The 13,253-nt window shown below is 54.5% G+C and carries 11 protein-coding genes; 10 read left to right on the top strand and 1 reads right to left on the bottom strand.

Annotation, left to right across the window (positions count from 1 at the left end):
- Positions 1-33: 33 nt before the first annotated feature.
- From ACJJIT_RS10075 to ACJJIT_RS10055, 5 genes are all read left to right on the top strand, one after another.
- The gene (locus ACJJIT_RS10075; RefSeq protein WP_252085771.1) at positions 34-1,668 is read left to right on the top strand and encodes an alpha/beta hydrolase; all 1,635 of its coding nucleotides are present in this window, start codon (positions 34-36) and stop codon (positions 1,666-1,668) included.
- A 51-nt stretch (positions 1,669-1,719) separates the two neighbouring features.
- Complete coding sequence (locus ACJJIT_RS10070; RefSeq protein WP_444900868.1) at positions 1,720-2,961, top strand: lipoprotein-releasing ABC transporter permease subunit; 1,242 nt, start codon at positions 1,720-1,722, stop codon at positions 2,959-2,961.
- 72 nt (positions 2,962-3,033) lie between these two features.
- Entirely contained in the window at positions 3,034-3,786 is a 753-nt protein-coding gene (lolD, locus tag ACJJIT_RS10065) for a lipoprotein-releasing ABC transporter ATP-binding protein LolD (protein WP_444886076.1), read from the top strand.
- Entirely contained in the window at positions 3,779-5,038 is a 1,260-nt protein-coding gene (locus tag ACJJIT_RS10060; protein ID WP_444900867.1) for a lipoprotein-releasing ABC transporter permease subunit, read from the top strand. The genes lolD and ACJJIT_RS10060 overlap by 8 nt, the downstream gene beginning before the upstream one ends.
- Before the next feature lie 13 nt (positions 5,039-5,051).
- Positions 5,052-5,471 carry a hypothetical protein gene (locus ACJJIT_RS10055; protein WP_444900866.1) on the top strand — a complete coding sequence of 140 codons (420 nt, stop codon included), beginning with the start codon at positions 5,052-5,054 and terminating at the stop codon, positions 5,469-5,471.
- Here ACJJIT_RS10055 and ACJJIT_RS10050 read toward each other — a convergent pair.
- A complete protein-coding gene (locus ACJJIT_RS10050) occupies positions 5,461-5,988 on the bottom strand; it encodes a DUF2062 domain-containing protein (RefSeq protein WP_252085776.1) in 528 nt (175 codons plus the stop codon). The two genes, ACJJIT_RS10055 and ACJJIT_RS10050, sit on opposite strands and share 11 nt — an antisense overlap.
- Before the next feature lie 332 nt (positions 5,989-6,320).
- On the opposite strand from ACJJIT_RS10050, the gene ACJJIT_RS10045 reads away from it, so the two are divergent.
- From ACJJIT_RS10045 to prpF, 5 genes are all read left to right on the top strand, one after another.
- Positions 6,321-6,974 carry a GntR family transcriptional regulator gene (locus tag ACJJIT_RS10045; RefSeq protein ID WP_252085777.1) on the top strand — a complete coding sequence of 218 codons (654 nt, stop codon included), beginning with the start codon at positions 6,321-6,323 and terminating at the stop codon, positions 6,972-6,974.
- 3 nt (positions 6,975-6,977) lie between these two features.
- Positions 6,978-7,856 carry a methylisocitrate lyase gene (prpB, locus tag ACJJIT_RS10040; RefSeq protein ID WP_252085778.1) on the top strand — a complete coding sequence of 293 codons (879 nt, stop codon included), beginning with the start codon at positions 6,978-6,980 and terminating at the stop codon, positions 7,854-7,856.
- A gap of 98 nt (positions 7,857-7,954) precedes the next feature.
- Entirely contained in the window at positions 7,955-9,082 is a 1,128-nt protein-coding gene (prpC, locus tag ACJJIT_RS10035; protein WP_444900865.1) for a bifunctional 2-methylcitrate synthase/citrate synthase, read from the top strand.
- Between the two features lie 128 nt (positions 9,083-9,210).
- Positions 9,211-11,808 carry a Fe/S-dependent 2-methylisocitrate dehydratase AcnD gene (gene acnD, locus ACJJIT_RS10030; RefSeq protein WP_444900864.1) on the top strand — a complete coding sequence of 866 codons (2,598 nt, stop codon included), beginning with the start codon at positions 9,211-9,213 and terminating at the stop codon, positions 11,806-11,808.
- Positions 11,809-12,990, top strand: coding sequence for a 2-methylaconitate cis-trans isomerase PrpF (gene prpF, locus ACJJIT_RS10025; RefSeq protein ID WP_444900863.1), 1,182 nt, complete (start codon positions 11,809-11,811; stop codon positions 12,988-12,990).
- Positions 12,991-13,253: the final 263 nt, after the last annotated feature.

The raw sequence follows: 13,253 nt of genomic DNA, 5'->3' as shown, positions 1-13,253 counted from the left end.
TTTGATCTGGGCTCAAGCTTATCGGCGGCATGAATGCAAAAATTAACCGCTTTCTCAATTTCAGGTTTACTGTTGGGCGCGATATTCTTCGCTCTGAGCCTCACTCCTTCTCTGATTCCTCGCAATGCCTATGTGCAGGGTATTCTTTCCGGTTTTTCATTCACCGTTGGATATTCACTGTCTGTGCTGGTCCGCTATGTTTGGAAGTATTTGGGGGTTCCCGATATCCCGCTAGACCATCGGCAGCGACAAATACTGAGGGGGCTGATAATTATTTTGGGTGTCAGCCTTATTTTAGTTTTTCTTAGGCAGGGGACGGAGTGGCAGAATTCAGTGCGCTCATTGATGGGCATGCCGGCAATTTCTGGCGTCGCCCCAATTACGATTGGTGTTGTCGCGCTCTGCGTATTCCTGCTCTTTAGATGGGCAGGCAAAGGCTTTCTCAGGGTGGTTTTGCGCGTATCTGCCCGTTTAGAAAAGACTATCCCGCCAAGGGTGGCAGCCCTTACCGGGCTGCTTGTCGCGTTGCTACTTTATTGGAGTGTGTTGAATGGAGTGTTGTTGCAGTCGGGCCTCTATGCAGTCTCACTTATCTATGAAAAGCTGGATCTGATTGTTGTTGCGAACTTGCCGCCTCCGCAAGATCCCAGCAAGTCAGGTGGAGCGAACTCGCTACTTGCCTGGGATAGGTTGGGACATGAGGGGCGCCGATTTTTGTCTCTTGGGCCATCTGCGGAGGATATTCGGGAGGTTGCAGGGGAGGGCATGGACCCCATTAGAGTTTATGTGGGAGTACACTCAGCAGACACGCCACAGCAGCGTGCACTTTTGGCACTTGAAGAGTTGAAGCGCGTAAAGGCGTTTGAGCGAGAAATTTTGCTGATTGCAACCCCGGTTGGGGATGGCTGGATCGATCCAGGGGCAGTGAATTCTCTTGAATTTCTGTACCGGGGAGATGTAGCTACAGTGGCCGTACAGTACTCGTATTTACCGGGCCCCATCGTATTGTTTACAGATGCTCAGTCGATCAGAACATCCGCTCGCATACTGTTCAAGGTGATTTACGATTACTGGGAGGAGTTACCGGTAAACACTCGCCCAAGACTTTATCTATACGGGCTAAGTTTAGGAGCCAAGCTCTCTGAAGACTCCTTTCAGTTCTACGATGTGATTGATAGCCCCATTAATGGTGCTCTTTGGGCTGGCCCTCCGTTTAGTATGCGATCCTGGAGAATGATTACCGACAATCGTGATCCCGGCACCCCCGCTTGGCTCCCCCAGTTTAAAGGGGGAGAGGTGGTGCGCTTTGGAAATCAGTACGGTGGTTATTTAGGACAGAAGCCCTGGGGTAGATTCCGTATCGCCTTCCTGCAGCATGCTAGTGATCCGATTGTCTTTTTTGACTTTCGCTGGGCGTTTCGCAGACCTGACTGGCTGGAGCGCCCCAGAGGGCCCGATGTGTCTCCGGACCTTCGCTGGTTCCCTGTTGTCACTATGTTGCAGCTGTTAGCGGACTTTAATGTAGGGGTCACGCCACGGGATTTCGGACACCGCTATTCGGCAGCAGGATACACGCTCGCCTGGATTGCCCTGACCGAGCCTCCGGATTGGAGCGAGGCAGAGCTGCAGCGCCTGCGGGCTAAGCTAAAAATTTTTCCCAAGCGCTGAAGTTGTCTAAATCCTTGGATTTCTTGACTATTTTCCGTTTAAATCGGCTCTATGTTAAAACCTGTCCCCCTTTTTATTGGCCTGAGATATGTGGCTGCCCGCCGCAGGCAGCAGTTCATTTCCTTTATTAATGGCTTCTCCCTGATTGGCATGGCGTTGGGCGTTCTTGCCTTGATCGTCGTGACTTCTGTGATGAACGGCTTCGATCGTGAGTTGAAAACGCGAATATTGAGCGTGGTTCCCCACGGTTTTATCGAGCGCGAAGGCGGCTTGCAAGAGTGGCAGGGCGTGGCTCAGAAGCTTGAACAGCAGCCCCATGTGGAGGCGGTAAGTCCCTTTGTAAAAGGGTTTGCCCTGTTAAGCGCCTACGGCGATAGCCACGGGGTCGAGTTCCAAGGTGTAGATCCCAAGGCCCTACGCGACGTCTCTGAAGTTGGCGAGCATATGGTGATGGGCAGCCTGGATGAGTTACAGCCCCGCAGTTACCAAATAGTGCTCGGCCGTATTCTCGCCCAGCAGCTCAATGTGCTGCCCGGCGAGTCCGTCACTCTGACCCTGCCCGAGGTGGCGGTAACTCCCGCTGGTATCTTCCCACGCACCAAACGCTTTACTGTCGTCGGAGTTTTCTCGGTAGGCGCTCAGGTGGACCAAAATGTGGCACTGATGAATGTAGAGGATGCAGCCCGATTAATGCGCATGTCCGGCAGGGTGCAGGGATTACAGCTGCGTTTTGACGATATGGATAATGCTCTCGGTAGGGTTGAGCCCTACGCCGCGGCCCTCGGGGAGGGTTTTAGTGGTGAAGATTGGAGCCATTCCCAGGGAAGCCTGTTTCAGGCCGTGAAGATGGAGAAGACGGTGGTCACTTTAATGTTGATGATCATCGTAGCTGTAGCGGCTTTTAATATTGTCTCCGCCTTGGTGCTGATGGTGGCGGACAAGCGCTCCGATATCGCCGTGCTCAGAACCCTGGGGCTCACTTCACGCCAAATAATGGCAGTGTTCGTTGTGCAGGGCAGTGCGATCGGGCTGATAGGCGCATTTACCGGCGCCTTGCTGGGAATCCTAATCGCGCTCAATCTCACCGAGATGGTGAGCTGGATGGAAAACCTTTTGGGCGCCAAGATTTTTGATCCGCGGGTATTTTTCGTGAGCTATTTGCCATCAGAGTTTCGTGTTGGCGATGCAGTGGTAGTCTTATCCGCCGCTATCTGTATGAGTTTATTAGCGACACTGCTGCCCGCATGGCGGGCGGCCCAAATCGAGCCAGCGGAAGCTTTGCGTTACGAATAATTGTTATATAAATAATATAGATACGATCAGTATCTAAAGTAATTTCTCAGAATTTGGAAGCGGCAAATATTGATGAATAGTCGAGTGGAAATAGACACTGAGAAGGCGAGGCCGGCAACGGCTCCCGGTGATGCTGTCCTGGCCTGCCGCCAGCTGCGCAAGAGCTATCGCCAGGGCGGCAGAGATCTTGAGGTTCTGCGTGGTGTGGAGTTGCAAGTAGAGCGGGGTGAGAAGCTTGCCATCGTGGGGGCCTCGGGCTCCGGCAAATCCACCTTGCTCAACTTACTCGGCGGGTTGGACACGCCGAGTAGTGGAGAGGTTTGGGTGGCCGGTCAGAACCTGGCAACACTCAATGCCAATGAGCGCGGCTGGTTGCGTAATAGCAGTCTCGGTTTTGTTTACCAGTTTCACCACCTGCTCAATGAATTCAGTGCCCTGGAAAATGTGGCAATGCCACTGCTGATCGGTAAGCACAGTGTGGCCAATGCCCGGACCGAGGCCAAATCCATGCTGGAAGCGGTAGGCCTGGGTGAGAGGGTTGATCATAAGCCTTCGCAGCTCTCCGGGGGAGAACGCCAGCGTGTAGCGATTGCGAGGGCACTGGTGACTCGCCCTGCCTGTGTGCTGATGGATGAGCCCACCGGCAACCTGGATAGAACCACGGCAGGGGAGATTCACAAATTGATGGACCGACTCAACCAGGAGATGGGTATCAGCTTTGTGATTGTCACCCATGACCCGGACCTTGCCGCAGCCCTGGATCGCTGCTTGCACCTAGTGGATGGCGAGCTTCTCAGTGATTGGCACCAAGGTGATCATGTTTAAGCCACTCCCAGCCTTTATCGGCCTGCGCTATGCCGGAGCCCAGCGCCGCAGCGATGACTCCGTAGGCCTGGTGTCATTTATTTCCGGCCTGTCGATGATTGGTCTGATTCTCGGCGTTGCCTTGATGATCGTGGTGATGTCGGTAATGAATGGCTTCGATCGCGAGCTGCGTGAGCGTATTCTCGGCATCATGCCCCATGCGACTATCTATAACGCCACTGTGGCGGTGGATTGGCCTGCTCTGCGCGATCAATTGGCGGCGGATGCTGAGGTGGAGTCCGCGGCGGAAGTTTGGCAGGTGAACGCACTGGCTCGTCGTGGCAGCGAGGTTACACCACTGCTGGTGCAGGGGGTAAATCCCGACACCATCGTCAATGTATCGAATATCAATGATTTCCTCAGCCCCAATGCTTTCTCAGCCATGCTCGATGATTCCGAGCCGGGTGTAATTCTCGGGCGCGGAATCGCAGAAAAACTGGGGGTGGAGCAGGGCGATTACCTGTCTTTGATCGTGCCCAATAACGATGCGGCCTCGGGTAGCCGTCGCGCCGCACGTGTGGCCGGTTTCAAGGTGGCGGAGGTCTTTCATTCTGGGACAGTTCTGGATCAATCGTTGGCCCTGGTTTCCTGGGAGCAGGCCCAGGGCCTGGCTGGCCAAAAGGGTGGCGCAGGCATCCAGTTACGTGTGACCGAAATGCTGGAAGCCAACTGGATTATGCGGCGGCTGTTGAAAGACCTGCCTCGCGATGGCTATTACGGAACTGATTGGAGTCGCACCCACGGTAATCTCTACCAAGCGATCCAGATGTCCCGCAATCTGGTGGGGTTGCTGGTGCTGCTGATCATTGCCATTGCCGCTTTTAATGTGGTCTCGACTTTGGTGATGGTGGTAATCGACAAGCACTCGGATATCGCCATTCTGCGCACAATGGGCGCTAGCACACGGCAGATTCTCCTCACCTTTGTCAGTCAGGGGGCGTTAGTGGGATTAGTTGGCGCACTCGTTGGTGGTGTATTGGGGGTCCTGGCTTCACTGGCGGTCACCGATCTGGTGGCGGGCCTTGAATCCACATTAGGCATCCAGTTTCTTAAGTCCGATGTGTACCCGGTGGATTACCTGCCATCAGAACTATCTTGGGCAGATGTGGCTTTGGTAGTTGGTGCGGGCTTCCTGCTCAGTCTGCTGGCCACGCTCTATCCTGCGTTCCAGGCCAGTCGTGTGCAGCCTGCCGCGGCGCTGCGTAACGAATAGGCGGTTTTGATTGGTGCCGAGCAAGGCTTTCCATGTTTTGCGCAAACTGCTGCCGCTACCGGCGGCACTTACTGCCTGGGTCCTCTTTCTTGTGGCGAGCCTGAAATTTGAAAGCTGGCGGGTAATGACCTTCTGCCCGGATGGTATGCGGGAAGGATCTGTGTGCTATGCCGCAGGTTGGCAGGTTTTACCTCTATGGTTGATCTGCCTGGGCGCCATGATCTCTGCCTTGGTGGTGGTTTGGGTGGTGGCCTTAACCGCCGCAGGAAGTCGGGTTAAGGCTGCATCCATATCTTTTTTGCTAGGGACTTTTGTAGCCCTGGCATTGGGGGCTGTCACCGATTATGCCCTGCCAGCACTGCTGGCCATAGCAGCAGGCGCTGCGGCTTTGGGTTGGGTCGACAAGTGCTTTGGAAGTGAGGCTAGCTGCTGACCGCTGAGCGGCGCTCAATACGTAGCTTCCAGCGTTTTACTACATGCCAGCGCCATAGGGCGCGCATAGAAAAATAGGCGATAGTGGCAAAGAAAACCCCCGCCAGCACTGAGCCAAAAAACAGCGGCATCCAGATTTTCCCTACTTCTTCCGTCAACCACTCCCAAGAGAGCTCGATATCAAAGTCCACCGGGGGCGTGCCCAGAATCCATGCGCCCAGTTTGTAGGTGCTGTAGAAGATTGCCGGCATGGTCACCGGATTGCTGATCCACACCAGAATAATCGACAGTGGAAGATTGCAGCGCAGCCATAGAGCGAGCAGTGCGGCAATAATCATCTGCCCTGGCAAGGGCAGGAAGCTGGTGAACACGCCAACGGCAAAGGCGACTGAAACTGAGTGTCGGTTCAGGTGAAATAGGTTGGGGTCGTGGAGAAGAGTCCCCAGAAACTTGAGCCCATTCTTGGCTCGGATTTCTTCGGGGCTTGGCAGCCATCGCCTGATAATACTCTTCGGCATAACTCTATCTGAAACCTGGGTGCTGGCAGCCTTGTTAATGAGTGCTGTACCGGGGTTTGGAAAATTCGTTCGTCGGGATTTTTTCCCTACCCCAGATAAGCATAGAGCGCCCAGGGTGGTAGGGCATGCCGTATCTGGCGCGGGCGCTATTATGCCCACTTAGTGATGGCAAAACTACTACCGTGATAGAAGTCATTTTACGCCATTAATTGTCAACAATTAGTCATGCGGATTCGAGTTGACGCCCAGGTCGCACTCATTTATGGTCTGCAATCCCAAAGAATTGTCGACAATGTTAAAGTCATATGGGTGTCACTGGAGCCAACAGCCCCTTGCGGGAGCCACATCAGAGCCTGGCTGAGCGCCTGTTTTTGACCTTGCGTGGTGAAATTGTGGAAGGTCGCATACCTGCAGGCAGCAAGATTAGTGAGCCGGAATTGGCCCGCCGCTTCAATGCCAGTCGCGGCAGTTTGCGTGAAGCCCTGATGCGTTTGGAGTCTCTGGGTTTGCTGGAGCGCCGGGTAAACATAGGTGCCCGTGTGGTGGAGCTGAGTGAGCGTGGTCTGCTGGAACTCTACGAAGTGCGTGAAGCTTTGGAGGGCATGGCCTGCCGCCTTGCCGCCGAGCAGCGCAGCGAGGAAGACCTGTTGGAACTGCGCCAGATGTTATCGCGCCACGAACAGCAGGAAGAGCTGCAAGCCGGTAAGGCGTATTTTCAGCCGGAGGGAGACTTCGACTTCCATTTCCGTATTGTGCAGGCCTCGAAGAATGATCTACTGATCGACACCCTGTGCAACCGTCTTTATTACCGTGTTCGTATGTATCGCTACCAGCTGGGCATGGCCAGCCCCAGGGCACAGCGCGCTTTTCGCGAACACAGCCATATTATCGAAGCCATAGAAGCGGGGGATGGTGAATTGGCGGAGCTGTTGATGCGCCGACATATCCGTGCTTCCAGGCAGAATATTGAAAATAAACTGAGGTAGAGCATGAGCCAAAAGCCTTCCGCCGGCGCGCGTTTCCGCAGCGCCCTTGCCGAGAACCAACCGCTTCAAGTGGTTGGCACCATAAACGCCTATTCCGCCATTATGGCCGAGCGTATTGGCCACAAGGCGATTTACCTTTCCGGTGCCGGTGTTGCCAATGCCTCCTACGGTCTGCCGGATCTGGGTATGACCAGCCTAGACAATGTGCTAGAGGATGTGCGTCGTATTACCGCAGCCAGTGAGCTGCCGTTGCTGGTGGATATCGATACCGGCTGGGGTGGTGCTTTTAACATCGCCCGTACTGTCAAAGAAATGATTCGCGCCGGTGCCGCAGCGGTGCATATCGAAGATCAGGTGGCACAGAAGCGCTGTGGCCACCGCCCGAATAAAGAGATTGTTTCCAAGCAGGAGATGGTGGATCGCATCAAGGCTGCCGTGGATGCACGCACCGATGATGACTTCTTTATCATGGCCCGCACTGATGCCTTCGCTCAAGAAGGTTTGGATGCCGCTGTTGAACGCGCTCAGGCCTGTATCGAAGCCGGCGCAGACGGTATTTTTGCGGAAGCCGTTACCAAGTTGGAGCACTATCGCGCATTTAAAGACGCGCTGAACGTGCCGATTCTGGCGAATATCACCGAATTTGGTAAAACCGAGCTCTATAACGCCAAAGAGTTGGGCGAAGCCGGCGCAGATATCGTACTGTATCCGCTGTCGGCGTTCCGAGCTATGAACCGTGCGGCGGAGAATGTGTATACCAGCATTCTGCAAAATGGTGACCAGAAAGCGGTAGTGGATACCATGCAGACCCGCGAGGAGCTTTACGACTACCTCAATTATCACGTATTCGAGCAGAAGCTCGATGAGCTGTTCAAGAAGTAATTCACTTTATAAACCGTGTGAGATGCCGGGTTAGGTTGCTTGCATGGCGGTTTTCGGACGAACACAGAAACTGTGCCTACAAAGGGGAGATAAGGAAGATGGCAGAAAAAGCATTGAGTGGCGCCGGCTTGCGTGGCCAGGTTGCGGGTAAAACTGCGTTGTCCACGGTAGGTAAATCCGGCTCTGGCCTCACTTACCGCGGTTACGACATCAAAGACCTGGCTCAACACTGCGAGTTTGAAGAAGTTGCCTACCTGATTTTCTACGGGGAGCTGCCCACCAGAGACCAGTTGGAGGAATACAAGGCCTTGTTAAAAGGTATGCGCGGTTTGCCGCAAGCACTGAAAGAAGTTCTGGAGCGTATTCCCGCCGATGCCCATCCGATGGACGTAATGCGTACTGGATGCTCCATGCTGGGCAACCTGGAAGGGGAAGAGTCCTTCGCGCAGCAGCTAGAAAAAGCCAACCGCTTACTGGCAGCTTTTCCCTCCATCATTTGCTACTGGTATCGTTTTACCCACGACAACGTGCGCATTGAAACGGATACCGACGATGACAGCATCGGCGGCCACTTCCTGCATATGCTGCGCGGTGAGAAACCCAATGCCCTGCATGAGCAGGTGATGAATGTTTCCTTGATCCTCTACGCAGAGCACGAGTTTAACGCGTCCACTTTCACTGCGCGTGTTTGTGCCTCTACTCTGTCTGATTTGTTTAGCTGCATTACCGGTGCCATCGGCACTCTGCGTGGCCCGTTGCATGGCGGCGCCAACGAGGCGGCAATGGAAATGATCGAGCGTTTTGCCAACCCGGATGAAGCAGAGAAAGAGCTGCTGGGTATGCTGGAGCGCAAAGAGAAAATCATGGGCTTCGGCCATGCGATTTATCGCGAATCCGATCCGCGCAACGAGATCATCAAAGCCTGGTCTGAAAAGCTGTCTGAAGATGTGGGCGATAAGGTCTTGTACCCGGTTTCCGTACGCTGCGAAGAAGTCATGTGGCGCGAGAAAAAGTTGTTCTGTAATGCCGACTTTTTCCATGCATCCGCTTATCACTTTATGGGAATTCCCACCAAACTGTTCACGCCGATTTTTGTAATGTCGCGTGTTACTGGCTGGGCTGCCCACGTATTTGAACAGCGTGCAGACAACCGCATTATTCGCCCGAGCGCTGAATATGTAGGTGTCGAACCGCGCGAAGTACCGCCTATCGCCGAGCGCGGTTAATTTTCATTTCACTATTGAAATGAGGCACACCCAGTGTGCCGGCTTCAGGTTGCCTTTTGGGGTAATCTGGAGCCGCTCTCGGAAGAGATACGATTTTAAAAAGATTCGACTGAACTGATTTACCTGCTATGAATACTGATTACCGCAAATCACTGCCCGGTACCGACCTCGATTATTTCGATACCCGCGCCGCGGTTGACGCGATCCAGCCCGGAGCCTATGCCAAACTGCCGTATACCTCACGTATTCTGGCGGAAAACCTGGTGCGTCGCTGCGAGCCGGAAAAACTGTCCGACTCCCTGAAACAGATTATCGAACGCAAGCGCGAACTGGACTTCCCCTGGTTCCCGGCGCGAGTGGTGTGCCACGATATTCTTGGTCAAACTGCGCTGGTAGACCTGGCCGGTCTGCGCGATGCCATTGCCGATAAAGGCGGTGATCCCGCCAAGGTAAATCCAGTTGTTCCCACCCAGTTGATTGTGGATCATTCCCTCGCGGTAGAGCACCCCGGATTTGAGAAGGATGCCTTTGAAAAAAATCGTGCGGTAGAAGAGCGTCGCAATGAAGATCGCTTCCACTTTATCAACTGGACCAAAACTGCGTTTGAAAACGTGGATGTGATTCCCCCCGGCAACGGCATCATGCACCAGATCAACTTGGAGAAAATGTCTCCGGTGGTGCAGGTGCGCGAAGGCGTGGCCTTCCCGGATACTTGTGTTGGTACCGACAGCCACACGCCGATGGTCGATGCTCTGGGTGTGATTTCTGTGGGCGTTGGCGGCCTGGAAGCTGAGAGCGTGATGCTTGGCCGCGCCTCTTATATGCGTCTGCCGAATATCGTTGGGGTCGAACTCTCTGGAAAATTGCAGCCCGGGATTACCGGTACCGATTTGGTTCTGGCTCTCACTGAATTCCTACGCCGCGAGCGTGTGGTCGGAGCCTACCTGGAATTCTATGGTGAAGGGGCTTCCAACCTGACCCTGGGGGATCGCGCTACTATTTCCAATATGACTCCGGAGTATGGCGCTACTGCGGCCATGTTCTCTATCGATGAGCAAACCATCGACTATCTCAAACTCACCGGCCGCGATGATGAGCAGGTAGCTTTGGTAGAGAAGTTTGCCAAGGAAACGGGCCTCTGGTCCGAGACCTTGAAGGATGCTGAATACGAGCGCGTGCTGAAGTTCGACCTGGATACAGTGGGTCGTAACCTTGCAGGCCCTTCCAACCCCCACGCGCTGCTACCGGCCTCGGAACTGGCTAATCGTGGAATCGCTAAAGCCTGGGAAGAGAAAGCCGGTGAGATGCCCGATGGTGCTGTGATTATCGCGGCGATTACCAGCTGTACCAATACCAGTAACCCGCGCAATATGATTGCCGCAGGCCTGATTGCCCGCAATGCGAACAAGCTCGGCCTGACCCGCAAGCCCTGGGTGAAATCCTCCTTGGCGCCGGGCTCCAAAACGGTAAAAATGTATCTGGAAGAGGCCGACCTGCTACCGGATCTGGAGCAGATGGGCTTCGGCGTAGTGGCTTTCGCCTGCACCACCTGTAATGGCATGAGCGGTGCCCTGGACCCGAAAATCCAGCAGGAAGTGATCGACCGCGATCTGTATGCCACCGCGGTCCTGTCCGGAAACCGCAACTTCGATGGTCGTATCCACCCCTATGCCAAGCAGGCTTTCCTGGCTTCACCGCCGCTGGTCGTTGCCTACGCTATTGCCGGCACCATCCGTTTTGATATCGAAAAAGATGCGCTGGGATACGATGCCGATGGTAACCCGATTACCCTGAAAGATATCTGGCCCAGCGACGAAGAGATTGATGCGATCGTACGTCAGAGCGTGAAGCCACAGCAGTTCCGCGATGTGTATATTCCCATGTTCGAAGAGCGGGATGCCGCAGAAGAGCAGGGCCACGCGCTCTATGACTGGCGCTCGATGAGTACCTATATCCGCCGCCCACCTTACTGGGAAGGTGCCCTGGCAGGCGAGCGCAGCTTGAAGGGCATGCGCCCGCTGGCGGTGCTGGGTGACAATATCACTACCGACCACTTGTCTCCCTCCAATGCCATTCTGGCCAGCAGCGCTGCCGGTGAATACCTGGCGAAGATGGGATTGCCGGAAGAGGACTTTAACTCCTACGCAACCCATCGTGGTGACCACCTCACTGCCCAGCGTGCAACTTTCGCCAACCCGAAGCTGCTCAACGAAATGGTGCGCGATGATAAGGGCGAGATTCGCCAGGGCTCTCTGGCTCGTGTCGAGCCGGAAGGGCAGGTTACTCGTATGTGGGAGGCGATCGAGACTTATATGGATCGCAAGCAGCCGCTGATTATCATTGCTGGTGCCGACTATGGGCAGGGCTCTTCCCGTGACTGGGCTGCGAAAGGTGTACGCCTGGCCGGCGTGGAGGCGATTGCCGCCGAAGGCTTCGAGCGTATTCACCGCACTAACCTGATCGGTATGGGCGTGTTGCCGCTAGAGTTTAAGCCGGGAACTACTCGCGAAACCCTGGGCATCGACGGTACTGAAAGTTTCGACGTAATCGGTGAGCGTACCCCCCATGCCACGCTGACTCTACTGATCCACCGTGCCAATGGTGAGACGGTTCAGGCGCCGGTAACCTGCCGCTTGGATACTGCAGAAGAGGTTTCCATTTATGAGGCTGGGGGTGTTTTGCAGCGCTTTGCGAAAGACTTCCTCGAAGCAGAGGCGACGGCTTAAATGTTGAAATTTGCTCCTCAAGTCAAAATCCCCGCGACTTATATGCGCGGGGGCACCAGTAAGGGCGTTTTCTTCCGTTTACAGGATCTACCCGGAGTTGCGCAGGTTCCAGGAGAGGCCCGTGATAATTTGCTGTTGCGGGTAATTGGTAGCCCGGACCCTTACGGAAAGCATACCGATGGGATGGGTGGAGCCACTTCGAGCACCAGCAAAACGGTGATCCTGTCTGCCTGTGATAAGCCCGATCACGATGTGAACTACCTGTTTGGCCAGGTTTCCATCGATAAGCCCCTGGTCGATTGGAGTGGTAACTGCGGTAATCTCACTGCGGCTGTTGGAGCTTTTGCGATTAATAGCGGTTTTGTTGATGCTGCGCGAATTCCAGAAAATGGTATTTGTACAGTGCGCATTTGGCAGGCCAATATTGGCCAAACCATTATTGCCCGTGTGCCTATTACCAATGGTGAAGTGCAGGAAACCGGAGATTTCGAGCTGGATGGTGTAACTTTCCCGGCAGCCGAAGTGGAAATTGAGTTTATGGACCCCTCGGACGGCGAGGGTGCCATGCTTCCCACCGGTAATCCTGTCGATGATCTCGAAGTGCCCGGGATTGGTGTGCTCAAGGCGACCATGATCAATGCCGGTATCCCCACGATCTTCGTCAATGCGGAAGATATTGGCTATACCGGCACCGAGCTGCAGGATGCCATTAATGGCGATAGCAAGGCACTCGCCATGTTCGAGACCATCCGTGCCTACGGTGCAGTGAAGATGGGCCTGATTTCCTCTGTGGAGGAGGCCGCGGCCCGGCAACACACGCCGAAGATTGCCTTTGTCGCCAAGCCGCAGGACTACATTGCCTCCAGTGGAAAAAAGGTAGCGGCGCAAGATATTGATTTGCTTGTGCGAGCCCTCTCCATGGGTAAGCTGCACCACGCCATGATGGGTACTGCCGCCGTGGCTATAGGAACTGCAGCGGCTATTCCCGGCACCCTGGTAAACCTTGCCGCCGGTGGGGGTGATCGTAACTCCATTTGCTTTGGCCATCCTTCAGGCACATTGCGGGTTGGAGCCCATGCAAAAGTTGTTGATGGCCAGTGGGTTGCCACCAAAGCCATTATGAGCCGTAGTGCGCGCATCCTGATGGAAGGCTGGGTGAGGGTGCCAGGCGATAGTTTCTAGTTTGGTGTAATCACATCTTTAGGGGCGTGATACGCCCCTTTTTAGTGGTCGGCTTGTACTCTTGAAGGGTTTCTATTTTATTAGCCGGCTCACACAATACTTTCGTAGACTCTCATACAGCTTTGGGCTACCTTTCCCTGCACCCCGAGCCACCCATTCCAGCCCCTGGCTTATCCTCGGCCGCAATCTCACTCGGGTCTTACGCTGTTTCTATAAGAATACAGTTTGATTATTAGGTAGTGCTCTTGGCGAAATTACACATC

The sequence above is a fragment of the Microbulbifer mixtoriginis (SeqCode) genome (assembly GCF_052467515.1).
The sequence above is the reverse complement of the archived record's forward strand: the minus strand, read 5'-3'. Positions and strand labels throughout refer to the sequence as shown.